Genomic DNA, 26,163 nt, shown 5'->3' with positions numbered 1-26,163 from the left:
TGCTTATGAAAATCAAGACATCCATTCATGCTTCCGCTGTCGTGGAGGAGGGCGCCCAAATCGGTCAAGGCGTGCGCATTGGGCCGTTTTGTCATGTCGGCGCCGATGCGGTGATCGGCGACGGCGTCGAACTGGTCAGCCATGTCTCGGTGATGGGCGCGACCACCATCGGTGCCTCGACCAAGGTCTACCCGATGGCAATACTGGGCGGGCCGCCGCAGAACACCAAGCACAAGGGCGGCCGCACCACTTTGGTCATCGGCACGAACTGCACGATCCGCGAAGGCGTGACCATGCATCTCGGCACCGATTCCAGCCGCGGGGAGACGACGATCGGCGACAATGGCAATTTCCTTGCCTACGCCCACATCGCCCATGATTGCGTCGTCGGCGACAATGCGACGTTCGCCAACGGAGCGACGCTGGGCGGCCACTGCGAGGTCGGCAACAACGTCTATATTGGCGGACTGACGGCGGTTCATCAGTTTGTCCGTGTCGGCGACAATGCCTTTCTGGGCGGCTGCTCAGCGATCGTGGGCGATGTCATTCCCTATGCCATCGCGGTTGGCAATCGCGCCAGTCTGCGCGGCCTCAACATCATTGGCCTGAAGCGTTCTGGCCTGCCGAGGTCCGAAATCCATGTGCTGCGCAAGGCTTACAAGATGATCTTCGATCGCTCTCGCACCGTTGGCGAGAACATCGAATTCGCCAAGGCCGAATTCGCGTCGTCGCCGACCGCCATGAAGATCGTCGATTTCATCACCAGTCGCGGCAAGCGGCATTATGCGGTGCCGTCGCTCAAGGGCGGCGATGGCGACGATGTCGATGACGAAGGCTGAGACCGCGGCAGCCGGTCTTGATCTCCCATCGGGCGCCAGGGTCGGCATCATCGCCGGCGGCGGCAGCCTGCCGGTCGAAGTCGCGGCCGGTGCGGCGCAACGAGGCCATCCTCCCTTTGTCATCCTGATGGAAGGCGAGGTGGACCGCATGGCGGAGCTCTCCCGGTATGAGCATGAAAGCCTCGCTCTGGAAGGTATCGGCTCGCTGATACCCTTGTTGAGGCGGCACCGGATTACCCACCTGGTGCTTGCGGGCGAGATCAAGCGCAGGCCACGATTGCTTGCGCTGCGGCCCAGTCTCAGCCTGCTCGCGGTGATTCCCCTGGTGGTCATGGCGCTGGCGCGTGGCGACGATGGCTTGCTGAAGGTGGTGGCACGAGGTCTCGAAGCACGAGGCATAAAGATCGTCGGCGCCCACGAGATCGTGCCAGACCTCGTCGCCGCCGAGGGTGTCCTGACCAAGGCCTCGCCACGCAAATCGGACTGGCTCGACATCGAGGCAGGCCTTGCAGCGGCAAAGGCGATTGGGGCGCTGGATATTGGCCAGGCGGCGATCGCAGTCGGTGGCCGCACTATTGCACTCGAAGGCATCGAGGGAACAGCCGGACTGCTTGATCGCGCGAAGCTGTTGCGTGGCCACGGCCGTATCGCGGGCAAGACCCGCGGCGTGCTGGTCAAATGCGCCAAGCCTGGCCAGGAACTGCGTGCGGATCTTCCTTCCATCGGTCCGCAGACGATCGAGGCGGTACATGCGGCCGGGCTTGCCGGCATTGCCGTCGAGGCGGGACGTTCGCTGGTTCTCGAAGGCCCTGAAACCGTCGCGCGCGCCAACGCCCTCGGCCTGTTCGTCATCGGTCTGCCTGCCGCTACGGAGCCGCATCATGCCTGACAGGGCATTGAAGATTGCGATTGTTGCCGGCGAAGAGTCGGGCGATCTGCTTGGCGCCGACATCGTGCGTTCGCTCAAGCAGGCTACCAGGCGCGAGGTGGAGCTCGTCGGCCTCGGCGGCCGCCATTTGCAGGCGCTGGGACTGACGTCGCCATTCGATGCCGGCGAGATCGCCCTGATGGGTTTCAGCGCCATTCTACGCGACCTGCCACGCCTGATGCGGCGGATCAACCAGCTGGCCAAAACTGTTGCGGACGAGAAGCCCGATTGCCTCGTCACCATCGACAGTCCTGACTTCTCGTTGCGCGTCGCCAGGAAGGTGCGTGGGGCCAATCCGTCGATCCCGATCATCCACTATGTCTGCCCAAGCGTGTGGGCATGGCGGCCGGGCAGGGCGGTGGCCATGAAGCCCTATGTCGACCATGTACTCTGCATCCTGCCGTTCGAGGTGAAGGAACTCGAACGACTGGGCGGCCCGCCCGGAACCTATGTCGGGCATCGCCTCACCCATGATGCAGGCGTGCTCGGTGCTGCCAAGGCGCAGGATCTGCCGCGCGATCTTGCGTCTCCGGATCGCGTCAAGACACTGCTCGTCCTGCCTGGTTCGAGGCGCGGCGAGGTGCGACGGCTGCTCGAGCCGTTCGGCGAGACGGTGTCGATGCTGCATGCGCGCGGGCATCGCCTGCGGCTGCTGCTGCCGACCGTCCCGCATGTCGCCGACCTCGTCAGGGCCTCGGTCACACGGTGGGATGAGAAACCCGAGATTATCCTTGATACCCAACGCAAATGGCAGGCCTTCGGCAAGGCCGATGCGGCGCTGATCGCGTCGGGGACGGTATCGCTGGAGCTGGCGCTGGCCGGTGTGCCGATGGTCTCCTGCTACAGACTCGATCCCGTCGCGCGCGTCGTGGCGCCTTACCTGTTGTCCGTCTGGTCGGCGCTGTTGCCCAACCTGATCGCGGATCGGGCGCTGGTCCCGGAATTCTATAATGAGTACGTCAAGCCGAACAATCTGACCCGGCAACTGGAAGCGCTGTTTGCCGACAGCGGGATGCGCGCCTGGCAGAAGCAAGGTTTTGCCGAGATTACCCGGCGCATGGCGACCGACAAGCCGTCCGGCGAGATCGCGGCGGGTGTCGTGCTTCGTCACATAAAAAAAGCGCCCTGACGGGCGCCTTTCTCAATCCGGAAAGCCTCGATCACCGCTTGGCGATCGGCACGTAGTCACGCTCCGGCGCACCGGTATAGAGCTGGCGCGGGCGGCCGATCTTCTGGCGCGGGTCCTCGATCATCTCCTTCCACTGCGCGATCCAGCCGACGGTGCGGGCGACCGCGAACAAGACGGTGAACATCGTGGTGGGGAAGCCCAGCGCCTTAAGCGTGATGCCGGAATAGAAGTCGACATTCGGGTAGAGTTTCTTCTCAATGAAATAGGGATCGGTCAGCGCGATCTTTTCCAGCTCCATGGCGATATCGAGCAGCGGATCGTCCTTGATGCCGAGCTCGCCCAGCACCTCATGCGCCGTCTTCTGCATGATCTTGGCGCGCGGATCGTAGTTCTTGTAGACGCGGTGGCCAAAGCCCATCAGCCGGAACGGGTCGTTCTTGTCCTTGGCGCGAGCGATGAATTCCGGGATGTGGTCGACATGGCCGATTTCGCCCAGCATGTTGAGCGCCGCTTCATTGGCGCCGCCATGGGCCGGGCCCCACAGGCAAGCGATGCCGGCGGCGATGCAGGCGAACGGGTTGGCACCCGATGAGCCGGCAAGACGCACGGTCGAGGTCGAGGCGTTCTGCTCGTGATCGGCATGCAGGATGAAGATGCGCTCCATGGCGCGCGCCAGCACCGGATTGATCTTGTACTCCTCGCACGGCACGGCGAAGCACATATGCAGGAAGTTGGCGGCGAAGTTCAGCTCGTTCTTCGGGTAAATGAAGGGCTGGCCGATATGGTATTTGTAGGCCATCGCCGCGATCGTCGGCATCTTGGCGATCAGCCGCATGGAGGCAACCATGCGCTGGTAGGGGTCGGAGATGTCGGTGGAGTCGTGGTAGAAGGCCGACAGCGCGCCAACGACGCCGCACATCACCGCCATCGGGTGCGCGTCTCGGCGGAAGCCGGTGAAGAAGCGCGACATCTGCTCGTGCACCATGGTGTGGCGCGTCACGCGGTAATCGAAATCGTCCTTCTGCGCCTTGGTCGGCAATTCGCCATAGAGCAGGAGATAGCAGACCTCGAGGAAGTCGCCGTGTTCGGCCAACTGGTCGATCGGATAGCCGCGGTGCAAGAGGATGCCGGCGTCGCCGTCGATGAAGGTGATTTCGGACTCGCAGCTTGCGGTCGAGGTGAAGCCGGGATCGTAGGTGAAGGCGCCGGTGGTGCTGTAGAGCGAGGCGATGTCGATGACATCAGGCCCGACCGAGCCGCTTCGCACCTTGAACTCGTGCGTCTTGCCGGCGAATTCAAGCGTTGCCGTGGCCTCGTGGGTGTTGCCGCCCAAATCCAGTTTTTTCGCAGCTTCGGTCATTGCAAACTCCTTCTTGTTTCCTCATGCCGGCAAAGGCAAAATTCCGCAGAGCGACACGTCGAAATCACCGCAATGCGCGTATTCGCCACCGCATTCTAGGAGGTGCGTGCCAGATTGGGCCAGGGCCTAATGTTGCACTGCGAAACGCGCCTTTCAATGCCAATCTTCTTGGGCCAGTTCGCTCCTAATCGATTTGATCCGCTATGCGCGCCAGGCTTTCCTCGCGGCCGAGCACGGCAAGCACGTCGAACACACCCGGCGAGGTGCTTTTGCCAGTCAGGGCGGCGCGCAAAGGCTGGGCCACGGCGCCAAGCTTGTGGCCGCCGGCCTGCGCATAGTCGCGCACGGCGGCTTCAGCCGCAGTGGCCGTCCAGTCACCTGACAGGGTCGTCAAAGCTTCGTGAGCGCCGCGCAGGATCTTGCGCGCGTCTTCATTGAGCAGCAGTGCCGCCTTGTCGTCGATCGGCAGCGGCCGGGTGGCAAACAGGAAGGCGGCGCCGTCGACAAGTTCGACCAGTGTCTTGGCGCGCTCCTTCAGGCCGGGCAGCGCTGCCAGCAGTTGCGCCTTGTTCCTGTCGTCGAGGCGCGCGGCCATCGCCGGCCCCCCCTCGAGATAGGGCAGGGTGGCGATGAAGATGTCGAACAGCTCAGCATCGCTCATGCGGCGCATATGGACGCCGTTCAGCGCCTCGAGCTTGGCGAAGTCGAAGCGGGCGGCGCCCTTGTTCACATCGCCGATGTCGAACCAGGAGATCATGTCCTTGATCGACATGATCTCGTCGTCGCCATGGCTCCAGCCGAGGCGCGCCAGGTAGTTCAGCAACGCCTCCGGCAGGTAGCCCATGGCGCGATAGGCCTCGACGCCGAGCGCACCGTGCCGCTTCGACAGCTTGGCGCCATCGGCGCCGTGGATCAGCGGGATATGCGACATGGACGGCACGTCCCAGCCCATGGCGTCGTAGATCACCGTCTGGCGGGCGGCATTGGTCAAATGGTCGTCGCCTCGGATGATGTGGGTGACGCCCATGTCGTGGTCGTCGACGACGACGGCATGCATATAGGTCGGGTTGCCGTCCGAACGCAGGATGATGAAGTCGTCGAGATCCTTGTTGGGGAAGCGCACCTCGCCCTGGACACGGTCGTGCACCACCGTCTCGCCCGTCGTCGGCGCCTTGATGCGGATGGCGCCCTTGGCGCCTGCGGGCGCCTCGGAGGGGTCCCGGTCACGCCACCGGCCGTCATAGCGGGGCGGCAGGCCCTTGGCGCGTGCTGCCTCGCGCATTGCCTCGAGCTCGGCAGGCGTCTCGTAGCTGTAATAGGCCTTGCCCATGCGCACGAGCTCCTCGGCCACCTCGCGATGACGCGGCGCGCGCTCGAACTGCGAGACGGCCTCGCCATCCCAGGAGAGGCCGAGCCAGGAAAGCCCGTCGAGAATGGCTGCGGTCGCGGCATCGTTGGAGCGCTCGCGATCGGTGTCTTCGATGCGCAGCAGCATGGTGCCGTCAGTGTGCTTTGCGTACAGCCAGTTGAACAGCGCCGTGCGCGCGCCGCCTATGTGCAGGTAACCGGTGGGCGAGGGGGCAAAACGGGTGACGACCTTGTCGGACATGAAACTCTCGGAAACCATCTGAAGCGGGGTGTGGTTGCGCGGACTTTCGCGCGTTGCGCGTTCATGTAGCATAGGGTGTCGAGGGCGCAAGGGGCAGACCCGATGGCTGGACGGGGCCGGGGCTCGGATCAGGGCGAGGACGCCGCTATTGGCGTCAGCGAACGGTCCCTGTTTGCGACGCCGCTGCCGGCTGCGTTACCGCTGCCATCACCTCTCGTGCCGGCCCCCGGCAACCCGCCGTTGCAAGCGGATGTCTCCGCCCCCGCTCCTGTTGCCGAAGTTGGCAGGATCGTGCGCGTGCGCCGGCAAATCGGCCGGATATCGCTGCCTCGGCTGCGCCACAGCGTGGCCACGGCAGCGGGCCTGGAGCTTGATCGAGGCGTAGCCTTCCTGCTGGTGCCGGTCTGTCTGGCGATCGGAGCGATCGGCTATTTTTCGCTGACGGTGGAACCTGATTTTGCGAAGCCTGTCGCGGTCGTCGTTCTGACGGGGCTCTGCGCGTTCGTCTCGCGTTCCAGGCCGAAAGCCCATCTTTGTTTCATGGCTGCGGTGCTGTGCACGCTCGGCCTGCTCGCCGGCAAGGTCGAGACATGGCGGGCGGGAACGCAGTTGCTCGGTTCGGAAATCTCGACTCAAGTGACCGGCCGCGTCGTCTCGCTTGACCGAATGGAGTCCGGCCGCATCCGGCTGACCATCGACGTGACGTCGACAGCCAGGCCGAAATTGCGCTATGCGCCGGAGCGGGTTCGGCTTTCGGCACGAAAGATCCCGGCAGAGATAACCCCAGGCTCGCTGGTCACCGGCTACGCCAAGCTATTGCCGCCCACCGGCCCGGTGCGGCCGGACAGCTACGACTTCTCCTTCGACAGCTATTTCGCCGGCATTGGCGGCAGCGGGTTTTTCCTCGGCAATCCAAAGCTTGTCGCCGGCAATGACGACGACACTCCGCTGTCAGCCCGCCTTGCCTCGGGGATAGAAAATGCCCGTGAAGCCATCGCCGACCATATCAGGGGCAGTATCGGTGGCGCCGAAGGCGAGATCGCCGCGGCGCTGATCGTCGGCGTGCGCGCCGGCATTCCCGATGAGATCAACGAAGCGATGCGGCGCACCGGCATCTACCACGTCATCTCCATTTCAGGGCTGCACATGGCGCTGGTGGCCGGCACAATCATGATGCTGATGCGCAGCGCCTTCGCCCTGTTTCCGGACTTTTCCGCGCGCCGGCCAGTCAAGAAATACGCCGCGGCCGCCGCGCTTTTCTCGATCGCCGCCTATCTTGTCATCTCAGGCGTCGTCGTTGCCGCAGAGCGCAGCTTCATCATGCTGGCGGTGATGCTGATTGCCGTGCTGTTCGATCGGGCGGCGCTGACCATGCGCAACCTGGCGATCTCGGCGATCGCGGTCATTGCGGTGTCGCCGCATGAAGTGGTCGGCCCAAGTTTCCAGATGTCGTTCGCGGCGACCGCGGCGCTGGTCGGTGCCTATGCCGGCTGGTCTGATCATCGTGCGGCGAAAACGAGTCCGCCGCCGCCACGGCGATCTCTGCCTGGCTTTCTCACGCGAAAATTCTTGTTGGCGATGGGGGGCCTTGCCATGACCTCCATCATCGCCGGCAGCGCTACGGCGCTGTTTGCCATCTGGCATTTTCAGCGGGTGTCGCCGCTCAGCCTGTTCGCCAATCTCGCCATCATGCCAATCGTCTCGCTGGTTGTGATGCCTTTCGCCGTCCTCAGTGCGCTGGCGATGCCCTTTGGCGCTGATGGCCCCTTTCTTTACGTGATGGGCAAAGGCCTGACGGTGATGATCGCCATGTCCGGATGGATTTCCGAGCGCTCGCCGGTCGACGCGGTCGGGTTGATTTCGCAGCAGTCCGTCCTGCTGGTGGCGATTGCCTTGGTCATTGCGACGGTGGCGACGACATGGCTGCGGCTCGCAGCCCTTCCGTTCGCGCTTGCCGGCCTGTTGACCGTCTCGGACACGCGCGCACCGGACGTGCTGATCTCCGAGGACGCCAGGCTGGTTGCGCTGCCGATCGGGGCTGGCGAACTCGCCGTCAGCCGGGCACGCCCGAACGAATTCACGGTCGACAACTGGAAACGCGCGCTGACATCCGAAACCATCGTCATGCCGGAAGTGTTCAGCAAAGGAGACGGGCAATTCGAGATAGCCGATGCCGCCGAGCTGCCGTCGGGCGCGCCTTTCTATTGCACATCGGGCGTTTGCCTCGCCAAGCATCCGTCCGGTGCGATCATCGCGCATGTCGAAGACCGAAAGGACGCCTGGATGGCCTGCGGCTTCGCCGACCTGATCGTCATCAATGACGCCACGGCCTATGACCCCTGTCACAATCCACTTGTGCTCGTCATCACCAAGCGACAACTGGCTCGCAAGGGTAGCGCGGCCGTCTTCTTCGATCGCCAATCGGCGACCACGCCTGCGACGATCAGCTTCGCGGTGGACGGGTCATACCGGCCCTGGCACACGCAGCGCAAGTTTTCGCGCGAGGCGAGGGGCCTGCCACCCTACCGCAAACCCGAAAAGCCGGTCGCAAGCCCTGCTCAGTAGCGCCTGATCAGCCCGACGAGCTTGCCTTGCACCTTGACCCTGTCCGGTCCGAAAATGCGGGTTTCATAGGCCGGGTTGGCGGCTTCGAGAGCAATCGAGGCACCCTTGCGGCGGAACCGCTTCAGCGTCGCTTCCTCTTCATCCACCAGCGCCACGATGATCTCACCCGGGCTGGCTGTATCGGCATTGCGGATGATGACAGTATCGCCGTCGAAGATGCCGGCCTCGATCATCGAGTCGCCCTTGACCTCCAGGGCATAGTGTTCGCCGCCCATGATCATGTCCGGCGGCACCGAGATCGAATGCGTCTGGTGCTGGATGGCGTCGATCGGCACACCGGCCGCGATGCGTCCCATGACCGGGATCGACACGGCGGAAACCACGTCGTCGTCATTGCCGGCCGAAGGCATCCGCGAAGACGCAGGCTTGAGTTGCCGGCCAAGGCCGCCTTGACCGAGGCTGCCCTGGATGACGCTTGGCGAGAACTTCTTTGCCGCGTTGAGGCCTGGCGCGATCGAATCCGGTAGCCGCAGCACTTCCAACGCGCGCGCCCGATTGGGCAGGCGGCGAATGAAGCCGCGCTCCTCCAGCGCCGTGATCAGCCGGTGTATGCCGGATTTGGAGGCAAGGTCGAGCGCTTCCTTCATCTCGTCGAAGGATGGCGGAATGCCGCTTTCCTTGAGCCGTTCATGGATGAACATCAGCAGTTCATGTTGTTTGCGCGTCAGCATGGCAGCCCCCAGGTTACCCAAAACCAGAATCGGAAAAACAAACCCAGAACAAACACTATCTGTTCCAGTTGTGTTCCGCAACCGTTTAAAGTTTAATGAACTTGTTAAGGCGGCTGAAATTATTCGGCGCCCCGGCAGTGGGTCGCTATCGACGCTTGCCTGCCACCGCCGGGCGCTTGGTTGGATTGAAATTGCTATGGTTAATGGCCTGCTGCCCACCCTGTGTCGGGCTTGGCCTCGGCTAATGCTGGAGCTCGACAAGGGGGCTCGGTTCACTTCACCGGTCGTGGCTCCCGTGAACGAAAGGGAGCCAAAATGCCAACTTTGGCGGAGGAATTGCCCATATCGTTCCTCGCCGCATTACCGCTTGTTTGTGCTGCCGTCGCCGGCATGGACATAGACATGCAGCGTGTAGCCGATGTGGGCAACCATCAGGGCTTTCGCGCGCTCGATGTCGCGATCCAGCGCCGCTTCCATGAGCGCGGTATGATGTTCGATCGCGACGGCCTGGCGCAACGCCTCCATGGCCTCTTCGTGGCCGTACAGGAGACCGGCAGCCGCCCGCAAGGTTGGCGCCAGGCCAAGAAAGCGGTGATGGCGACGCAACTGATCCGCGATCGTGGAGTGGAAGGTCAGCAGCCAGGGGGACGCCGCCGCGCTGAGCAGTGCCGCATGGAAAGCCTCGTGCTTTTCATCCCATTCGTCGACCACGTCGTCGGACGGGTCGTCGACCGCGGTCCTGCTGCGCGACAGCCGGTAATGGGCGGCGACGACGGCGTCCTCCCATTCACGGCCGCCTTTCTCGATCGATTCCTGGAGCAGTGGCAGTTCAACCACCAACCTGGCGCGTGACAGATCTTCCAACTCGTTGCGCGAGACCGGAGCGACGGCAAAGCCGCGATTGCTGATGGCGGTCACCAGGCGCTCGGCCTCCAACCGCGAGAGCGCCTCGCGCAGCGGTGTCCAGCCGATGCCGTAATTGTTGCGCAACGCGCTGAGCTTGAGCGGCGCGCCGGGCTTCAGACGGGTGGTGAGGATATCGCGACGCAGCAGCCTGTATGCTGCTTCTGTCTTCGAGAAGTGCTCGTCGTCCAGCATAGCCGACCATCCGTATCGATTGCTCGGGGGATTATATATGAAATCCTTTCATTGCGTAAATTATATATAACGTTTGACAACACCCAAGGGACTGCCCATGATCGCCGACGGTTTCACCTGATATGTTCATCTGAGCACGCTCATGCGCGGGGATGGTCGACCATGAATGCAACTCCCGATCTCGCTGCAATCGAGGCGATGGACGCCGCGGACCCGCTACGCGCCATGCGCGATCGTTTCGTCTTGCCGCAAGGGGTGATCTACCTCGATGGCAATTCGCTTGGTGCGGCTTCACCCGCCGTCTTCGACGAACTGAACAAGGCCGCGACACAGGAATGGGCGCAGGACCTCATCCGTGCCTGGAACGCCGCCGGCTGGTTCGACATGCCGGTCGAGCTCGGCGACCAGCTCGGACGCCTGATCGGCGCCGCGGCTGGCCAGACTGTGGTCTGCGATACGACGTCGATCAACATCTACAAGGTGCTGCATGCGGCGCTCGCAATGCGGCCGGATCGGTCGGTCATCGTCGCCGAAGGCGACAGCTTCCCGACCGATCTCTACATGGCCGAGGGCGTAGCTTCGACGCGGCCCGGTACGGTGCTGCGGCTCGAGGGCGTCGATGCGCCTGACATCGAGGAGCTGATCGATGAGCGCGTCGCCGTTATCCTGGTCAACCACGTCAACTACAAATCCGGCCAGTTGCGCGACATGGCGGCGCTGACGCGCAAGGCCCATCAGGCCGGTGCGCTGATCGTCTGGGATCTCTGTCACACCGCCGGTGCACTGCCGGTCGAACTCGACGGCGCCAATGCCGATTTCGCCATCGGCTGCACCTACAAGTACCTCAATGGCGGCCCGGGTTCGCCAGCCTTCATCTATGCCGCACAGCGGCACCATGGTGATGTCTATCAGCCGCTCAGCGGCTGGTGGGGGCATGCGCGGCCGTTCGCCTTCGAACAAGGCTATGCCGCAGGCACCGGCATTCGCCGGTTCCTGTGCGGCACGCAGCCGGTGTTGTCGATGCGGGCGCTCAAGGGCGCCCTGGACCTCTGGAACGACGTCGACATGGCGGCCGTGCGCCAAAAGAGCATCGGGCTGACCGATCTGTTCATCCAGCTGGTCGAAGCAAGATGCGGGGCGTACGGGCTCGAGCTTGAAAGCCCGCGCAACGGCAACGAGCGCGGCAGCCAGGTGTCATTCATCCACCCCAGCGGCTACCAGGTGATGCGGGCCTTGATCGAGCGCGGGGTGATCGGCGATTTCCGCGCGCCTTCGACCATCCGCTTCGGCTTCACGCCGCTCTATGTCGGCTACAAGGATGTCTGGCAGGCGGTCGAGGTGCTGGAAGACATCCTGCGCACGGGTGCCTGGCAGGATGCGCGTTTCGCGGTCAAAACCGCGGTGACCTGAGAAGCTAGAGCCGGGTGCGAACTGTCCAGAGTTCCGGAAACAGGACGACCTCGAGCATCTTCTTCAGATAGGACGCACCGGACGTGCCGCCGGTGCCGCGCTTCAGGCCGATGATGCGTTCGACCGTGGTCACGTGGTTGAAGCGCCAGCGGCGGAAATAATCCTCGAAGTCGACCAGTTTTTCAGCCAGCTCGTAGAACATCCAGTAGCGCTGCGGGTCGCGGTAGACTGTCTGCCAGGCGACCAGGACCGCTTCATTCTCGGTGCGCGTCTCACGCCAGTCGGTACGGTTGGCGTCAGCACCGATGTCGAATCCGTTGCGGGCGAGGAGCAGCAGCGCTTCGTCGTAGAGCGACGGTTCGGCTAGGATCGCCTCAAGCTTCCCGCTGAGGTCCGGCCGATGCTTGTGCGGGCCGAGCATGGCGAGGTTGCGGTTGCCGGCCATGAACTCGATGGCGCGATACTGCCAGGACTGGAAACCCGAGGACTGGCCGAGCGCGTCGCGGAACTCGGTGTATTCGCTGGGTGTCATCGTCCGCAGCACGTCCCAGGCGTTGTTCAACTGCTCGAAGATGCGGGCGACGCGCGACAGCATCTTGAAGCTCGGCTCGAGGCGGTCGGCGCGGATCGAGCGGATCGCGGCACCGATCTCGTGCAGGGCAAGCTTCATCCAGAGCTCGGAGGTCTGATGCTGGATGATGAACAGCATCTCGTCATGCGCCGACGACAGCGGCGTCTGCGCCTCAAGGACTTTCTCCAGGTGCAGATAGTCGCTGTAGGACATGCGCTCCTTGAACGACATCTGTGCGCCTTCGGAGGCCGGATCGTATGGCTCGCTCAACTGATTTTCTCCGTGCGCAGCCGGAAGCGCTGGATTTTGCCGGTCTGCGTCTTGGGCAACGCAGCAATGAACTTCACAGATCGCGGATATTTGTAGGGCGCGATCGTCGCTTTGACATGGTCCTGCAGGCGCTTGATGGTTAACGCGTCAGGTGCCACACCTTGCACCAACACAACATGCGCCTCGACGATCTGGCCGCGTTCGGCATCCTCAGCGCCGATGACAGCGCATTCGGCGACGTCCGGGTGCGCCAGCAGCGCTGCCTCGACCTCGGGGCCGGCGATATTATAGCCGGCGCTGACGATCATGTCGTCGGAGCGCGCGGCGAAATGGAAGAAACCGTTTTCGTCCTGGGTGAAGGTGTCACCGGTGAGGTTCCAGCCGTCGCGGACGTATTCCTTCTGCCTGTCGTCAGCCATGTAGCGGCAGCCGGTCGGGCCGCGCACCGCCAGCCTGCCGGTTGCGCCGCGCGGCACCTCGTGCATCTCGTCATCGACAAWGCGAGCCTCGTAGCCTCCCACCGGCTTGCCGGTAGACGCAGGCTTCATATCGTCGAAGCGGTTGGAGATGAAGATGTGCAGCATTTCAGTGGCGCCGATGCCGTCGAGGATCGGCTTGCCGGTCTTTTGCGTCCACTCCTCGAAGACCGGGGCGGGCAAGGTTTCGCCAGCCGAAACGGCGACGCGCAGCGATGACAGGTCGGCACCCTCGTCCATGGCCTTCAGCATGGCGCGATAGGCGGTCGGCGCGGTGAAGGAGATGGTCGCTTTGTAGGTCTCGATGATGTTGATCATGTTGGGGGGCGTCGCCTGTTCGAGCAGCGTCGCCGCCGCCCCGAAGCGCAGCGGAAAGATGGCGAGGCCGCCAAGGCCAAAGGTGAAAGCCAGCGGCGGCGAGCCGACAAAAATATCGTCCGGCGTCACCTGGAGGATTTCGCGGGCATAGGCGTCGGCGATGATCAGGAGGTCGCGGTGGAAATGCATCGTAGCCTTCGGCACGCCTGTCGTGCCCGAGGTGAAGCCAAGCAGCGCAACGTCGTCGCGGCCAGTGTTGACGGCGCTGAAAACGACCGACTTGTCGAGGGCGGCGCGATCAAGTTCGGCATCATGGTTGGCGGTGCCGTCGAAGCCGATGACCTGCTTGAGGAACGCGCTGTCCTTAGCGCAAGCGGTCATCTCGTCCATCAGCCTGGTGTCGCAAAGCGCGATCGTGATTTCCGCCTTGTCGACGATCTTGGCGAGCTCGCCGGCGCGCAGCATCGGCATGGTGTTGACGACCACGGCGCCGACCTTGGTGGCGGCCAGCCAGCAGGCGACCATGGCGGGGTTGTTGGCCGAGCGGATCAGCACCCGGTTGCCCGGCTTGACGCCGTAGTTCTCGACCAGCGCGTGGGCCAGCCTGTTCGTCCAGTCGGACAGTTCCTTGTAGGTGCGGCGGCGGCCATTGCCGATCAGCGCGGTGTGGTCACCCAGGCCCTTCTCGACCAGTCTGTCGGTGAGTTCGACGCCGGCGTTGAGATGTTCGGGATAGTCGAAACCGTCTAGCAGGAAGTCCGGACATTGCTCCGGCGGCGGCAGGTGATCGCGCGTGAACGTGTCGATATGCGCTGAAGGCCCAAGCATGTCGCCGCTATCCTGTCTGCTGCCTGGCCAGTGCGCGAGGCGCCTGGCTTATTGGGGTGGATCTCAAGGTCCTGCTTTTGAGGAGGTCTTTGTGTTGCCAGTCGCACCTTGCTTGACACGACCCAAAAGGGCCGACATCGCCAAGTTTGGGCAGCACAGCGGACCTCCCATTGTCGGCTGTTCGTGACGGCAGGATCGCACCAGTCGAAATTTGTTTCAAGCCTAAAATGTTTTTGCCATGGAGCATTGACGCATGGCCTGGCGGTGGCCATTGCTAGCGCAGAAACGATGCCGTTTTGGGGGAGGATGCCGATGCCTGGACATCGCATTGCCGATTGGGACAATGCCTATGCCAACAGCGCGAACATCGCCGGCAGCGACCGCTGGCCGACCGCGTGGGTGGAGCCGGCGCAAGCGTTTCGTGACGCGCTTTCGTCAGAGGGCCGGGCACGGCTCGACATCACCTATGGCGGCGGACGGCGCAATCGGCTTGATCTTTTCCTACCCAGTGCGACGCCCAAGGGATTGGTGGTGTTCATCCATGGCGGTTACTGGATGGCGTTCGACAAGAGTTTCTGGTCGCATCTCGCCAACGGTGCCGTCAGCAGCGGCTTTGCCGTGGCGATGCCCTCCTACACGCTCTGCCCCGAAATCCGCATCGCCGGCATCGTCCAGGAGATCGGCGAGGCGATCGGCAAGGCGGCAGGACTGGTCGACGGGCCGCTGATGTTGACCGGCCATTCGGCCGGCGGACATCTCGCCAGCCGCATGGTGACGGCGACAACGCCGCTGGCGGCCGATGTGGCGCGGCGCATACGCCACGTCGTTTCGATTTCAGGCCTCCACGACCTGCGCCCAATCATGCGCACCGAGATGAACGCGACACTGGCAATCGACGAGCAGGAGGCGCTGGCCGAAAGCCCGGCGCTGTTGCGTCCCATGGATGGTGCCCGCATCACCTGTTGGGCCGGTGGTGGTGAACGCGCGGAGTTCCTTCGCCAGAACGCCTTGCTTGCCAATATCTGGACCGGCCTCGATGCCACGACCTCTTCCGTAGTCGAGCCCGACCGGCACCATTACAGCATCGTCGACGGCCTTGCCGATCCGGCCCATCCACTGACCCGGACCTTGATCTCGGAATAGCGCCGAGTCCATTTTCGACTTGTCGTCAATGGCTTGTTTGGCGAATCTTCAGCGTAACATCAGCACGCGGCAGGCTTCGCCAGCGTCCGCTGCGGGGGCAAACGGTGCCCGCACGATCAGCCCGTTGGCATCAGCCAGCATTCTTAGCATCGAAGAATCCTGTATGCCGAAGGGCGTCGCCACCGGCCCGCCGTCATCGTCCCGGACCACCGCCCGCACATAGTCCTGGCGCAAATCATTGGCCGGCATTGCGGCGCCCAGTCGCGCCGGACGAATGTCCTGGCGGTGTTCGCGGCCGCCAAGTCGCGCCAGCAGTGGCTTCAGGAACAGCTGCGAGCAGACCAGGCTTGCCACCGGATTGCCGGGCAGGCCGATGCATCTGATGTCGCCGAGGCGGCCGAACATCAGCGGCTTGCCCGGGCGCATGGCGATCTTCCAGAAGCCGAGCGTCATGCCTTCGCCGGTCAGCACGTCGTGGATCAGATCATGGTCGCCGACCGAGGCCCCGCCCAGGGTGACGATGACGTCCGCGCCGGCCGCGACCGCTTTCCGCACCAGCGCGGCGATGGCCTCCTTGCGGTCGGCGGCAATCCCGAGATCGAGCGCACGAGCGCCGACCGACTGCGCCGCCGCGGCGACACCATAGGCATTGGACGAGATGATCTGGTCCTGCCCGAGTTCGCTGCCGGGCGGCAACAATTCGTCGCCGGTGGCGATGATGGCGACCAGCGGCCGTTTCACCACGTTGACCCGTGGATGGTTGGCCGACGCCGCCAGCGACAATGCCGCCGGATCGAGCACGCGGCCTTTTTCCAGCAGGACGTCGCCTTTCGAGAAGTCGAGGCCGACGCGGCGGATGTTGCGCCACTCCGCCGTCCGTTCGATGACTTCGACGTCACCACCACCGAGGTCGCGGACATTCTCCTGGATAACGATGGTGTCGGCGCCTTCGGGCAGCGGCGCACCGGTGAAGATACGCACAGCCTGTGCCTTGCCGACCGTGCCGTCAAAGCCGCGCCCGGCAGGTGCCATGCCGATCACGGAAAGTCTCGACGGCACCGATGCCACGTCAACGGCACGCGCCGCGTAGCCGTCCATGGCGGAAGCGTTGAATGGCGGCTGGGTGCGCAGCGCTGCGACCGGTTCGGCCAGCACGCGATCAACAGCCTCGAACAACGGAACGCTTTCGCCCGCCAAAGGTGCTGCACCCTCAAGCAAGCGTTCGAGCGCCTCGGCGACCGGAACCAGCGCCATCAGGCGTCCACTTTGTAGTCGCCCGACTTGCCGCCGGTCTTTTCGACCAATCGGATGCCGGAGATGACCATGGCGCGGTCCACCGCCTTGGCCATGTCGTAGATGGTGAGGCAGGCAACCGAAGCGGCGGTCAACGCTTCCATCTCGACGCCCGTCTTGCCGGTGACACGCGCCAGCGCGGTGACCTTCAGGCCGGGCAAAGCATGGTCGGGCTCGATGTCGACGGAAACCTTCGTCAGGAGCAGCGGGTGGCAGAGCGGGATCAATTCATGCGCTTTCTTCGCCGCCATGATGCCGGCGATGCGCGCAGTGCCAAGCACATCGCCCTTCTTGGCGTTGCCTTCGAGAATCATGGTCAGCGTCTCGGGCTGCATCGCGACAAAACCCTCGGCGATTGCGGTACGCGTCGTCTCTGCCTTGTCGCCGACATCGACCATGTTGGCCTCGCCCTGCGCGCCGAGATGGGTGAGGGCGGCCGCCATCGTCAGACGGCCTCGGCCGGCGCCTTGCCCGTCAGAAGCAGGCGCGTCGCCGTGGTGACGTCCTGTTGCCGCATCAGGCTTTCGCCGACAAGGAAGGTGCCTATGCCGCTCTTTTGCATTCTGAGGCAATCGTCATGCGAGAAAATGCCGCTTTCGCTGACCAGCAGGCGGTCGGCCGGTACCATCGACGCCAGCCGCTCGGAGGTTTCGAGACTGGTCTCGAATGTCCTGAGATTGCGGTTGTTGATGCCGATCAGCCGCGACGACAGTTTTAGCGCGCGCTGCGTCTCGGCTTCGTCGTGCACTTCGATCAGCGCATCCATGCCGAGTTCTAACGCCGTCGACTCGAGGTCGCGGGCCAAAGCATCGTCGACGCTGGCCATGATGATCAGGATGGCGTCCGCGCCCCAGGCGCGGGCTTCGTAGACCTGGTATGGGTCGAACAGAAAATCCTTGCGCAAAGCGGGCAGGGCGACGGCGGCTCGCGCCCTGGTGAGAAATTCAGGCGCGCCCTGGAATGACGGCGCGTCGGTCAGCACCGAAAGACAGGCGGCGCCGCCTTTCGCATAGGCCTGCGCCAATGCCGGCGGGTCAAAATCGGCGCGGATCAGGCCCTTGGAGGGGCTTGCCTTCTTGATCTCGGCGATCAGCGCGAAGGCGCCGGATTTGCGCTTGGTCTCGAGCGCAGCAAGAAAGCCGCGTGGCGCCTCGGCATCTTTGGCCCGCGCCTTGATCTCAGCCAGCGGCACGCGTGCCTTTGCCGCCGCGATCTCGTCGCGCTTGTAGGCCTCGATCTTGCGAAGAATGTCAGACACGCTCTACCCGTTCGAAATCTCGATCAGCCGGTCAAGCACCTGCAGCGCGCGGCCACTGTCGATGGCTTGCGCGGCGAGCGCGATGCCGTCGCCAAGTGTCGTCGCCTTGCCGGCAACCACAAGCCCGGCGCCGGCATTCATCAGCACGGTGTCGCGATAGGCGCCGGCAGCGCCGCTCAGCATATTGCGCAGTGCGTCGGCGTTGTAGGCTGCGTCGCCGCCACGCAATTCGTCCTTGTTGTGGCGCGCCAGTCCAACCGCTTCCGGGGTCAGCGTAAAGCTGCGGATCTCGCCGCCGATCAGCTCGGCAACATGGGTCTCGCCGGTGGTGGTGATCTCGTCATAGCCATCGCCATGGGCAACCCAGGCATGCTCGGCACCCAGCGCTTTCAGCGTCTCGGCCACCGGCAGAATCCATTCCGGCAGGAACACACCGACCATCTGCCGCTTGACGCCAGCCGGGTTGGAGAGGGGCCCAAGCAGGTTGAAGATGGTGCGGGTTCCGAGTTCGACGCGGGTCGGGCCGACATGCTTCATCGCCGGATGGTGTGCGGGCGCAAACATGAAGCCGACGCCCGCCTCGTGGATGCAGCGGCCGATGAATTCGGGCGAGATATCGATCTTGACCCCGAGCGCGACCAGCACGTCGGCGGCCCCTGTCAGCGACGACAGCCCGCGATTGCCGTGCTTGGCAACCGGCACGCCGCTCCCGGCGATAACAAACGCCGATCCCGTCGAGATGTTCACGCTGTGGGAATTGTCACCGCCGGTGCCGACGATATCGATGGCGCCGGCGGGCGCCTCGACGCGCAGCATCTTGGCGCGCATGGTGGCGACGGCGCCGGAAATCTCGCTCACTGTCTCGCCGCGCACGCGCAGCGCCATCAGGAAGCCACCGATCTGGCCGGGCGTTGCGTCGCCTGACATGATGATGTCGAAGGCCTCGCGCGCTTCCTCGAAGGAAAGCGCGCTTCCGGTCGCGACCTTGGCGATATGGGTTTTCAGCGCGCTCATCTTGTCGAGGCTTGAGCGACGGCGGCCTGGTCGATGCGAACGTCGAATTGCGTCTGCAACTGCGCCACCAACTGGTCGAGCAGATCGTCAGACATGCCGGAGGTGAAGGATTTCTGTGCGTCTTCCGGCACGGAGCTGGCGTCAGCTCCGGCGGGCTCGAACACTTCGGCGACCTTGTACAGGATCTGTCCGTCGCCGGTGGGCGAGGGGATCAGCCCGGTGCCGCCTTCGCCAACGCCGAACATCGCCGCCGCGCCCTCCTTGCCGAAGTCGACATCATCGGCTTCGCGCTTGACACCGCGTTTGGTCTGCTTTTCCAGCTTCAGTTCGCCGGCGATGACGTCGAGCGTAGCGCCGGCTTTGAGCCGTTTTTCGAGCTCGTCTGCCTTGGCGGTGAGCCGCTTGGTTGTTTCGGCGGCGGTCCAGTCGGCGACGACTTTCTGGCGAGCCTCGTCCAATGTGCGGTCGCGAGCCGGTGTGATGGAAGCGACTTCGTAGAAAACGAAACCGTTGTCCGCCGTGGTCAAAGCGTCGTTTTCCGTGTTGGGTTCAGCGTCGAAAACAGCCTTGATCAATTCCGGCGATTGCGGCAGGTCCTTGACGATGCTTGCGTCAGGTCTCAGGCCACTGCGATCGATGGCATCGATGGTGACGATCTTCAGCTTCAACTTGGTGGCGGCGTCGGCCAGCGAGCCGCCAGCGGCCCGGGTGTCTTCGTAATTGTCACGCACGTCCAGGAGGATGCGACTTGCCTCGCCAAGCGCCAGATCCTTGCGGATCTGGTCGGACACTTCGGCCAGTGGCTTCACCACCTGGGGCTTGATTTCGGTGACGCGCAGCAGCACCGGACCGAAGGCGCCCTGCACGACCTGGCTGACTTCATTCGCATTGAGTGCGAAGGCCGCGTCGGCGACCGCCTTGTCGGCGATCTTGTCCTTGGCCAGCGTGCCGAGCAACGTATCGGCCGGGGTCTTGCCTTCCGCCGTGACAAGCTTGTCGAAGGTGGCGCCGGCCTTGAGCGAATCGAGCGCGGCCTTGGCCGCGTCAGGCGTCTTGAACACAAGCTGCTCGATGGTGCGCAGCTCCGGCGTCGTGTAGCGCGCCTTGTTCTTGTTGTAGTCGTCGCTGACCTGTTGGTCGGTGACGGCGGTCGTATCCATGATGTCGACCGGTTCGAGGCGGACATAGGAGAATTTGCGGTATTCCGGTGCCGCGTACGTCTTCTTGTTGGCGTCGAAATAGGCCGAGAGCACGCTGTCGGACGGCGCCCCGATCGGCTCGACCAGCGCCTTGGGCAGCGTCAAATAGTCGATGGTGCGGTCTTCGCCGCGATAGAGCGCGACCGCCTTGAAGAAAGTATCCGGCGCCTTGAGGCCATCCGAGACCGCCTCGACGATCTGCTGGCGCACCGCCACCTGGGCACGGTTCTTCAGATAATCCGCAGGCCGCATGCCGATCTGCTGCAACATGTATTCGAAGGTTCGCCTGTCGAACTGGCCGCCAGGACCCTTGAAGGCCGGATCTTCGCGTGTCAGCTCGGCCAGCCGGTCCTTGGAGAGGCCGAGGCCCAGCTTGCGGGCCTGTTCGTCGAGAACGGCTCCCGAGACGAGCTGCGCCAGCACCTGGTTGTCGATGCCGAGCGCCTTTGCCTGTTCGTGGGTGAGGCGCTGGCCGAATTGCTGCGACATGACGGCGAGCTGGCGGTCATAGGCGAGACGGTATTCGTTGATCGACACCTTGGTGCCGCCGGCGAAAATAACCGAATCGTGGCCGGCGAAACCGCCCATCAGCCGTCCGGAAATGCCCCAGACCAAAAAGCTGAGCACCAGCAACACTAGTAGACCCTTCGCGACCCAGGTACCCGCCGCGCTTCTCAATACACCAAGCATCGTTACTTCCGATTTATGCGCATTTTCGCATGCGCCGAGTCTGAAACAAGCGCAATAGCGCCCTTCCGGTCCACTGTCGATTGCTTTGTGGCCTGATTTTGGTAGTGAGAGCCAGAGCCTGATATCGCCCGGAGAAGCAACCCATGACGCCAGGAATTCGCCCGCTCGTCGCCGGCAACTGGAAAATGAACGGCACCAGTGCCTCGCTCAACGAGCTCAGGATGATCGGCAACGGTTTCATGAGTGGGCTCGATGCGGAGACTGAAGCGCTGGTTTGCGTTCCCGCAACCCTGCTTGCCCACGCAGCCGAGATTCTGTCACGCACGCCGGTCCACGCCGGCGGCGAGGATTGCCACACCAAGGAAAGCGGCGCCTACACCGGCTGCATCTCGGCGGAAATGCTGAAGGATGCCGGCGCGAGCCATGTTATTGTCGGCCATTCCGAGTGCCGCGAGCAACGCGGTGAGGATGACGCGACGGTCCAGGCCAAGGCTTCAGCCGCCTGGCGTGCCGGGCTTGTGGCCATCATTTGCATTGGCGAGACGCAGCAGCAGCGTGAAGCGGGCGCCACGCTCGATGTGCTGTCGCGGCAGGTCGCCGGCTCGGTGCCGCCAAGCGCCACCCCGTCCAACACCATCATTGCCTATGAGCCGGTGTGGGCGATCGGCACCGGCCTGACGCCGACCGCGACCGATGTGGCCGAAGCACATGCACATATCCGCGAAAAGCTGTCGGAAAAACTCGACGGCGTTGCAGCCAAGATGCGCATTCTTTATGGCGGCTCGGTCAAGCCCTCCAACGCGATCGAACTGCTCGGCGTCAGGAATGTCGACGGCGCGCTGGTCGGTGGCGCCAGCCTGAAAGCGGCGGACTTCCTTGCCATCGCCGAGGCTTATCGCAGCATCGCCTAGGGTTGACGGCGCCGGAAATCGTTGCAAAGGGAGCGTTGCTTCCCATATTCCGGCCACGGGCTTGGAAATGCCATCAAAGCATTGTATTGAGCCGCCTCCAATTCACCGGTCGGTCCGCGACCGGGCAAGGCCTTGCCAGGATAAACTATGGAAACCGTACTGATCGTCATCCATCTCATGGTCGTGCTCGCCCTTGTCGGCGTGGTGCTGCTGCAGCGCTCCGAAGGCGGCGGCCTTGGCATCGGCGGCGGATCCGGCTTCATGACCGCGCGCGGTGCGGCCAACGCGCTAACGCGTGCGACGGCGATCCTGGCGGCCGCTTTTTTCGCCACGTCGCTGACACTGTCGATCGTAGCCCGCTACGGCGAGAAGCCGATCGACATCCTCGACCGCGTGCCCGCGACATCTGACGGCGCCGGCAAGGGTGTGCTCAACCAATTGCCCGGCACGACCACTCCGACGCCCGCCGGCAACACCGCACCGAAGCCGCCGTCCGGCAACGATGCCGCGGCAACGCCTCCTGCAACTGCCCCGGCCACGGCGCCTGCCGCCGGCTCGACTCAGCCGGCGACCAACGGCACCACGCCCGCTGCACCAGCGACCCCGCAGGTCCCGAACCAGTAGTCTCCAGCGCCTGAAGCCGCGATCTGTTGTCGTTTGAACACAGTCGCGGCAAATGCAGCACCATCACGAAGAATCGAGTGCCTGCAATGTGGCGTTACCCTTGAGGCGTCCGCGCTTATTCGACTATAGATTGCGCGCGGCATTTCCGGCGCCCTTGGGGGGCGCTGAGCGACGCCGTGGGCAACAAGCATAGAACGATCGGATCTTCGCCATGCAGCTTCGCAGCTTCATTTTCATGGGACTCTGCGCCGTACTCGGCATGAGTTCCCCGGCTTTCGCCGGCATGCCGGCCAATATGGCCGCAAATCAATCGGCTGAAACAACCAGTGCCATCAACGTCGCCGTCAAGAGTGATGCGGCGCAATTGAAGCTTCTCAAGAAGAAGAAAAGCCCGACACCGGACGATCTCGCCCAGATCAAGAAGATCGAGGCCAAGATCGTTGCCGACAAGGAAGCAGCCAAGGCCAAGGCACTCGAAGCCAGGAAGCTGGCAATGCGCGAAGCGGCCAAGGCCAAGGCCGAGGCGGAACGGCAGGCGTTCCTCGCCAAAAGGGGCAAGACCGCTTCGACAACCGAAGTGGCCGACGCCAAGCCTTCCAAGAAGACCGTCAATATCATCGAGCCGATTGCGCCGATCGAACCGATCCAGTCGGCTGAGCCACTCCCTGCCGAAGCGATGAATGTCGCTTTGACCGGAAACAATGGCGAGCTGCGCAGCGAAGTCATCGGCAAGAAGCAGTCGAGCGGTGGCCTGTTCGCCGGCCTCTTCGGCGGCAGCTCCTCGTCTTCGATCTCATATCTCCCCGAGACACGTGCGCTGGACCAGGCTCTCGCCAAGAAGGACGCCAAGAAGCAGTTCAAGGTGAAGCCGGAGTTTGTGCCGCAGGACGTGGAATTCACCGGCTACGATGCCGGCACCATCGTCATCGACACCAGCGCCCGCCGCCTTTACCTCGTCGAATCGTCTTCCACCGCTCGCCGCTACGCCATTGCGGTCGGCCGCGAAGGCCTGCAGTTCAAGGGCACGGTGGCGGTCGGCGACAAGCAGGAATGGCCGCGCTGGATCCCGACGCTTGACATGCAGAAGCGCGAGCCGAAGCACTATGGTCAGTACAAGGACGGCATGCCCGGCGGTGGCCAGAACCCGCTCGGCGCCCGCGCCATCTATCTCTATGACGGCAAGAAGGACACGCATCTGCGCATCCACGGCACCATCGCGCCGCAGTCGATCGGAACCAGCGCCTCCAACGGCTGCTTCCGCATGATCAACGAGCACGTCATGGACCTTTACAGCCGCGTCAGGGTAGGCACCAAGGTCGTCATCATCTGACGCCTGCATCCATCATGCCGAAGGGCCGGCCTTTGCCGGCCCTTTTGTTTTGACTTACCCCTAAGCGCGTTGCGTTGAAACGGATTCAATCGACGCGTTTTAGTTCTTTGTTTTGTGCATGTCGTTGTCCCAAAAACTGCTTCGCGCTTTGGGCGACATGCATAGGGTATCGCGCCTTCTTGGGAAAAAGCCTTCGCGGCGGTTTTTTCTCTGGCGGAATCAATCCGGCCGCGTTAAGCGATGACTCCCATGGCGCGATATGTATTCATCACAGGCGGCGTGGTTTCCTCACTTGGAAAAGGCATTGCCGCAGCGGCCCTTGGGGCTCTCTTGCAGGCGCGAGGCTATCGCGCACGCATCAAAAAACTCGACCCCTACCTCAATGTCGATCCAGGCACGATGTCGCCGTACCAGCATGGCGAGGTTTTCGTCACCGATGACGGTGCGGAGACCGATCTCGATCTTGGCCACTATGAGCGGTTCACCGGCCGCTCGGCCAACCAGCAGGACAACATCACAACCGGCCGCATCTACAAGAACATCATCGAGCGCGAGCGGCGTGGCGACTATCTCGGTGCCACCGTGCAGGTCATTCCGCACGTTACCGACGAGATCAAGAATTTCGTCCTCAACGGCAACGATGACTATGATTTCGTGCTGTGCGAGATCGGCGGCACGGTCGGCGATATCGAGGCGATGCCGTTCCTCGAGGCGATCCGTCAGCTTGGCAACGACCTGCCGCGCAACAACGCCGTCTATGTGCATCTGACGCTGATGCCCTACATTCCGACGGCGGGTGAGCTGAAAACCAAACCGACCCAGCATTCGGTCAAGGAACTGCGCGGCATCGGCATCGCGCCCGACATTCTGCTGGTTCGCGCCGACCGCGCCATTCCGAAGGAAGAGCGCAGAAAACTATCGCTGTTCTGCAATGTGCGCGAAAGTGCTGTGATCCAGGCGCTCGACGTGCCGCATATCTACGACGTGCCGATGGCCTATCACAAGGAAGGGCTTGATTCGGAAGTGCTCGCCGCGTTCGGTATCGATCCGGCGCCGAAGCCGCGGATGGAACCCTGGCAGGCGGTGTCGAACCGCATCCACAATCCGGAAGGCGAGGTTACCATCGCCGTGGTCGGCAAATACACCGGCCTCAAGGATGCCTACAAATCGTTGATCGAGGCGCTTTCGCATGGCGGCCTGGCAAACCACGTCAAGGTCAAGCTCGACTGGATCGAATCGGAGATCTTCGAAAAGGAAGATCCGACGCCCTGGCTGGAAAAGGTGCATGGCATCCTGGTTCCCGGCGGCTTCGGCGAGCGTGGCTCCGAAGGCAAGATCCTGGCGGCGAAGTTCGCGCGTGAACGCAAGGTGCCGTATTTCGGCATCTGCTTCGGCATGCAGATGGCCTGTATCGAGGCCGCGCGGTCGCTGGCCGGCGTCGAGCATGCCTCATCGACCGAATTCGGCCCAACTGACGAACCGGTGGTCGGCCTGATGACCGAATGGCTGAAAGGCAACATGCTGGAGAAGCGCCGGGAAACCGGTGATCTCGGCGGCACGATGCGGCTCGGCGCCTATCAGGCCGATCTCGCAAAGGGTTCCAAGATCGCCGAGATCTATGGCGATACGCAGATTTCCGAGCGCCATCGCCACCGCTACGAGGTCAATGTCGATTACAAGGAGCGGCTCGAGGATTGCGGCCTGGTGTTTGCCGGCATGTCACCCGATGGCGTGTTGCCGGAGACGGTCGAATACCCCGACCATCCCTGGTTCATCGGCGTTCAGTATCATCCGGAACTGAAAAGCCGGCCGCTCGACCCGCATCCGCTGTTCGCCAGCTTCATCGAGGCGGCAGTGGAACAGAGCCGGCTGGTGTAACGATTACTGGCTGGCTAGAGCATGGTGCCGGAAAGTGTGAAGCGGTTTTCGGACGACATCATGCACTACCTCCTTGATTTAGATGCGGATTCAAATTTCAGGTCGATTCGACCTGAAATCATCCGGCTCTAGCGATGCAGACTTACGTCGCGCTCCTCTACAGCATCATCCTGGGCGAGGGACGGCGGCTCGTCATGGCCGACCTGAAGGCGATGGCGGAAGAGCTCTGCCTGAAGAATGCTCGCACCTTGGTTGCGACCGGCAACCTGGTCTTCGAGACGCCGGCAACGGCCGTCGCTGATCTGGAGCAACGGCTGGAAGCAGCCTTCGAAAAAACCTTCGGCCGGCATGTCGATATCATCGTGCGCAGTGCCGAGGACTGGCGGACGCTTGCCGCCGGCAATCCGTTCCCTGGCGAGTCGGCCGAAGCCGGCGACCAGGTGGCGGTGCGCGTGATGCGCAAACCAGCGCCAGTCGATGCTGTAGCGGCCCTCCAGGCCTATGCCGCCGCGGACGAGAAGGTGCTGTCGGTCGGCGGCGATATCTGGGTTGTCTTTTCGCGTGAGAGGCCCAGTTCGCGGCTTCTGGCGGCAACGAGCCACAAACGTCTGGGTATCGGCACGTCGCGCAACTGGAACACGGTGCGCAAACTGGCCGGGATGGTCGGCGCATAGGATCCGGGGCGGCTTTG

22 protein-coding genes are annotated in these 26,163 nt (G+C 63.2%); 11 read left to right on the top strand and 11 right to left on the bottom strand.

Annotated elements, in window-relative coordinates; all coding sequences use genetic code 11:
- Nucleotides 1-5: 5 nt before the first annotated feature.
- The 3 genes from lpxA to lpxB are packed head-to-tail and all read left to right on the top strand — an operon-like array spanning nucleotide 6 to nucleotide 2,896.
- The gene (gene lpxA / locus AC1DYW_RS18950) at nucleotides 6-839 is read left to right on the top strand and encodes an acyl-ACP--UDP-N-acetylglucosamine O-acyltransferase (protein WP_457152564.1); all 834 of its coding nucleotides are present in this window, start codon (nucleotides 6-8) and stop codon (nucleotides 837-839) included.
- Nucleotides 826-1,728 (top strand): LpxI family protein, encoded by a 903-nt coding sequence (locus AC1DYW_RS18945; protein ID WP_457152565.1) that lies wholly within the window; start codon nucleotides 826-828, stop codon nucleotides 1,726-1,728. The genes lpxA and AC1DYW_RS18945 overlap by 14 nt, the downstream gene beginning before the upstream one ends.
- A complete protein-coding gene (gene lpxB / locus AC1DYW_RS18940) occupies nucleotides 1,721-2,896 on the top strand; it encodes a lipid-A-disaccharide synthase (RefSeq protein ID WP_457152566.1) in 1,176 nt (391 codons plus the stop codon). The genes AC1DYW_RS18945 and lpxB overlap by 8 nt, the downstream gene beginning before the upstream one ends.
- 31 nt (nucleotides 2,897-2,927) lie before the next feature.
- On the opposite strand, the gene gltA is transcribed toward lpxB, so the two are convergent.
- Together gltA and gltX are read right to left on the bottom strand one after the other, a co-directional pair.
- Nucleotides 2,928-4,256, bottom strand: coding sequence for a citrate synthase (gene gltA, locus AC1DYW_RS18935; RefSeq protein WP_095081430.1), 1,329 nt, complete (start codon nucleotides 4,254-4,256; stop codon nucleotides 2,928-2,930).
- A 184-nt stretch (nucleotides 4,257-4,440) separates the two neighbouring features.
- On the bottom strand, nucleotides 4,441-5,865 hold the full coding sequence (gene gltX, locus AC1DYW_RS18930; RefSeq protein ID WP_457152568.1) for a glutamate--tRNA ligase: 1,425 nt from the start codon (nucleotides 5,863-5,865) through the stop codon (nucleotides 4,441-4,443).
- A 102-nt stretch (nucleotides 5,866-5,967) separates the two neighbouring features.
- Here gltX and AC1DYW_RS18925 point away from each other — a divergent pair, with 102 nt between their 5' ends.
- Nucleotides 5,968-8,430, top strand: a complete 2,463-nt coding sequence (locus AC1DYW_RS18925; RefSeq protein WP_477227261.1) for a ComEC/Rec2 family competence protein — start codon at nucleotides 5,968-5,970, stop codon at nucleotides 8,428-8,430.
- On the opposite strand, the gene lexA is transcribed toward AC1DYW_RS18925, so the two are convergent.
- Nucleotides 8,424-9,161: a transcriptional repressor LexA gene (gene lexA / locus AC1DYW_RS18920; protein ID WP_095081425.1), complete on the bottom strand. Its 738-nt coding sequence runs from the start codon at nucleotides 9,159-9,161 to the stop codon at nucleotides 8,424-8,426. The genes AC1DYW_RS18925 and lexA overlap by 7 nt on opposite strands.
- Nucleotides 9,162-9,521: 360 nt before the next feature.
- The gene (locus tag AC1DYW_RS18915) at nucleotides 9,522-10,259 is read right to left on the bottom strand and encodes a GntR family transcriptional regulator (RefSeq protein WP_477227260.1); all 738 of its coding nucleotides are present in this window, start codon (nucleotides 10,257-10,259) and stop codon (nucleotides 9,522-9,524) included.
- A gap of 162 nt (nucleotides 10,260-10,421) precedes the next feature.
- On the opposite strand from AC1DYW_RS18915, the gene kynU reads away from it, so the two are divergent.
- Entirely contained in the window at nucleotides 10,422-11,669 is a 1,248-nt protein-coding gene (gene kynU / locus AC1DYW_RS18910; RefSeq protein WP_477227259.1) for a kynureninase, read from the top strand.
- A gap of 4 nt (nucleotides 11,670-11,673) precedes the next feature.
- Here the strand turns inward: kynU and kynA are convergent, their stop codons facing one another.
- Both kynA and AC1DYW_RS18900 read right to left on the bottom strand, forming a co-directional pair.
- Nucleotides 11,674-12,510 (bottom strand): tryptophan 2,3-dioxygenase, encoded by an 837-nt coding sequence (gene kynA / locus AC1DYW_RS18905; protein WP_095081418.1) that lies wholly within the window; start codon nucleotides 12,508-12,510, stop codon nucleotides 11,674-11,676.
- Nucleotides 12,507-14,132: an AMP-binding protein gene (locus tag AC1DYW_RS18900; protein ID WP_477227258.1), complete on the bottom strand. Its 1,626-nt coding sequence runs from the start codon at nucleotides 14,130-14,132 to the stop codon at nucleotides 12,507-12,509. The genes kynA and AC1DYW_RS18900 overlap by 4 nt, the downstream gene beginning before the upstream one ends.
- 312 nt (nucleotides 14,133-14,444) lie before the next feature.
- Here AC1DYW_RS18900 and AC1DYW_RS18895 point away from each other — a divergent pair, with 312 nt between their 5' ends.
- Nucleotides 14,445-15,275 carry an alpha/beta hydrolase gene (locus AC1DYW_RS18895; RefSeq protein WP_477227257.1) on the top strand — a complete coding sequence of 277 codons (831 nt, stop codon included), beginning with the start codon at nucleotides 14,445-14,447 and terminating at the stop codon, nucleotides 15,273-15,275.
- Nucleotides 15,276-15,323: 48 nt separating this feature from the next.
- On the opposite strand, the gene AC1DYW_RS18890 is transcribed toward AC1DYW_RS18895, so the two are convergent.
- From AC1DYW_RS18890 to AC1DYW_RS18870, 5 genes are read right to left on the bottom strand one after another with little or no spacing between them, the layout of a single operon-like run.
- Nucleotides 15,324-16,529 carry a molybdopterin molybdotransferase MoeA gene (locus AC1DYW_RS18890; RefSeq protein WP_477227256.1) on the bottom strand — a complete coding sequence of 402 codons (1,206 nt, stop codon included), beginning with the start codon at nucleotides 16,527-16,529 and terminating at the stop codon, nucleotides 15,324-15,326.
- On the bottom strand, nucleotides 16,529-17,011 hold the full coding sequence (gene moaC, locus AC1DYW_RS18885; protein WP_477227255.1) for a cyclic pyranopterin monophosphate synthase MoaC: 483 nt from the start codon (nucleotides 17,009-17,011) through the stop codon (nucleotides 16,529-16,531). Before moaC ends, AC1DYW_RS18890 begins: the two co-directional genes overlap by 1 nt.
- Before the next feature lie 2 nt (nucleotides 17,012-17,013).
- On the bottom strand, nucleotides 17,014-17,826 hold the full coding sequence (gene trpC, locus AC1DYW_RS18880) for an indole-3-glycerol phosphate synthase TrpC (protein ID WP_477227254.1): 813 nt from the start codon (nucleotides 17,824-17,826) through the stop codon (nucleotides 17,014-17,016).
- A gap of 3 nt (nucleotides 17,827-17,829) precedes the next feature.
- Nucleotides 17,830-18,840, bottom strand: coding sequence for an anthranilate phosphoribosyltransferase (gene trpD, locus AC1DYW_RS18875; RefSeq protein ID WP_477227253.1), 1,011 nt, complete (start codon nucleotides 18,838-18,840; stop codon nucleotides 17,830-17,832).
- A complete protein-coding gene (locus AC1DYW_RS18870) occupies nucleotides 18,837-20,729 on the bottom strand; it encodes a SurA N-terminal domain-containing protein (RefSeq protein ID WP_477227252.1) in 1,893 nt (630 codons plus the stop codon). Before AC1DYW_RS18870 ends, trpD begins: the two co-directional genes overlap by 4 nt.
- A 143-nt stretch (nucleotides 20,730-20,872) precedes the next feature.
- On the opposite strand from AC1DYW_RS18870, the gene tpiA reads away from it, so the two are divergent.
- From tpiA to AC1DYW_RS18845, 5 genes are all read left to right on the top strand, one after another.
- The gene (gene tpiA / locus AC1DYW_RS18865) at nucleotides 20,873-21,640 is read left to right on the top strand and encodes a triose-phosphate isomerase (protein WP_477227251.1); all 768 of its coding nucleotides are present in this window, start codon (nucleotides 20,873-20,875) and stop codon (nucleotides 21,638-21,640) included.
- Between the two features lie 147 nt (nucleotides 21,641-21,787).
- The gene (gene secG / locus AC1DYW_RS18860) at nucleotides 21,788-22,264 is read left to right on the top strand and encodes a preprotein translocase subunit SecG (RefSeq protein WP_477227250.1); all 477 of its coding nucleotides are present in this window, start codon (nucleotides 21,788-21,790) and stop codon (nucleotides 22,262-22,264) included.
- A gap of 211 nt (nucleotides 22,265-22,475) precedes the next feature.
- Nucleotides 22,476-23,594: a L,D-transpeptidase gene (locus AC1DYW_RS18855; RefSeq protein WP_477227249.1), complete on the top strand. Its 1,119-nt coding sequence runs from the start codon at nucleotides 22,476-22,478 to the stop codon at nucleotides 23,592-23,594.
- A gap of 240 nt (nucleotides 23,595-23,834) precedes the next feature.
- The gene (locus AC1DYW_RS18850; protein WP_111546553.1) at nucleotides 23,835-25,472 is read left to right on the top strand and encodes a CTP synthase; all 1,638 of its coding nucleotides are present in this window, start codon (nucleotides 23,835-23,837) and stop codon (nucleotides 25,470-25,472) included.
- 134 nt (nucleotides 25,473-25,606) lie between these two features.
- Nucleotides 25,607-26,146, top strand: a complete 540-nt coding sequence (locus AC1DYW_RS18845; protein ID WP_477227248.1) for a DUF1697 domain-containing protein — start codon at nucleotides 25,607-25,609, stop codon at nucleotides 26,144-26,146.
- Nucleotides 26,147-26,163: the final 17 nt, after the last annotated feature.

Source organism: Mesorhizobium sp. P2_D5, assembly GCF_056404355.1.
This window is presented reverse-complemented; position numbering and strand designations above follow the sequence as displayed.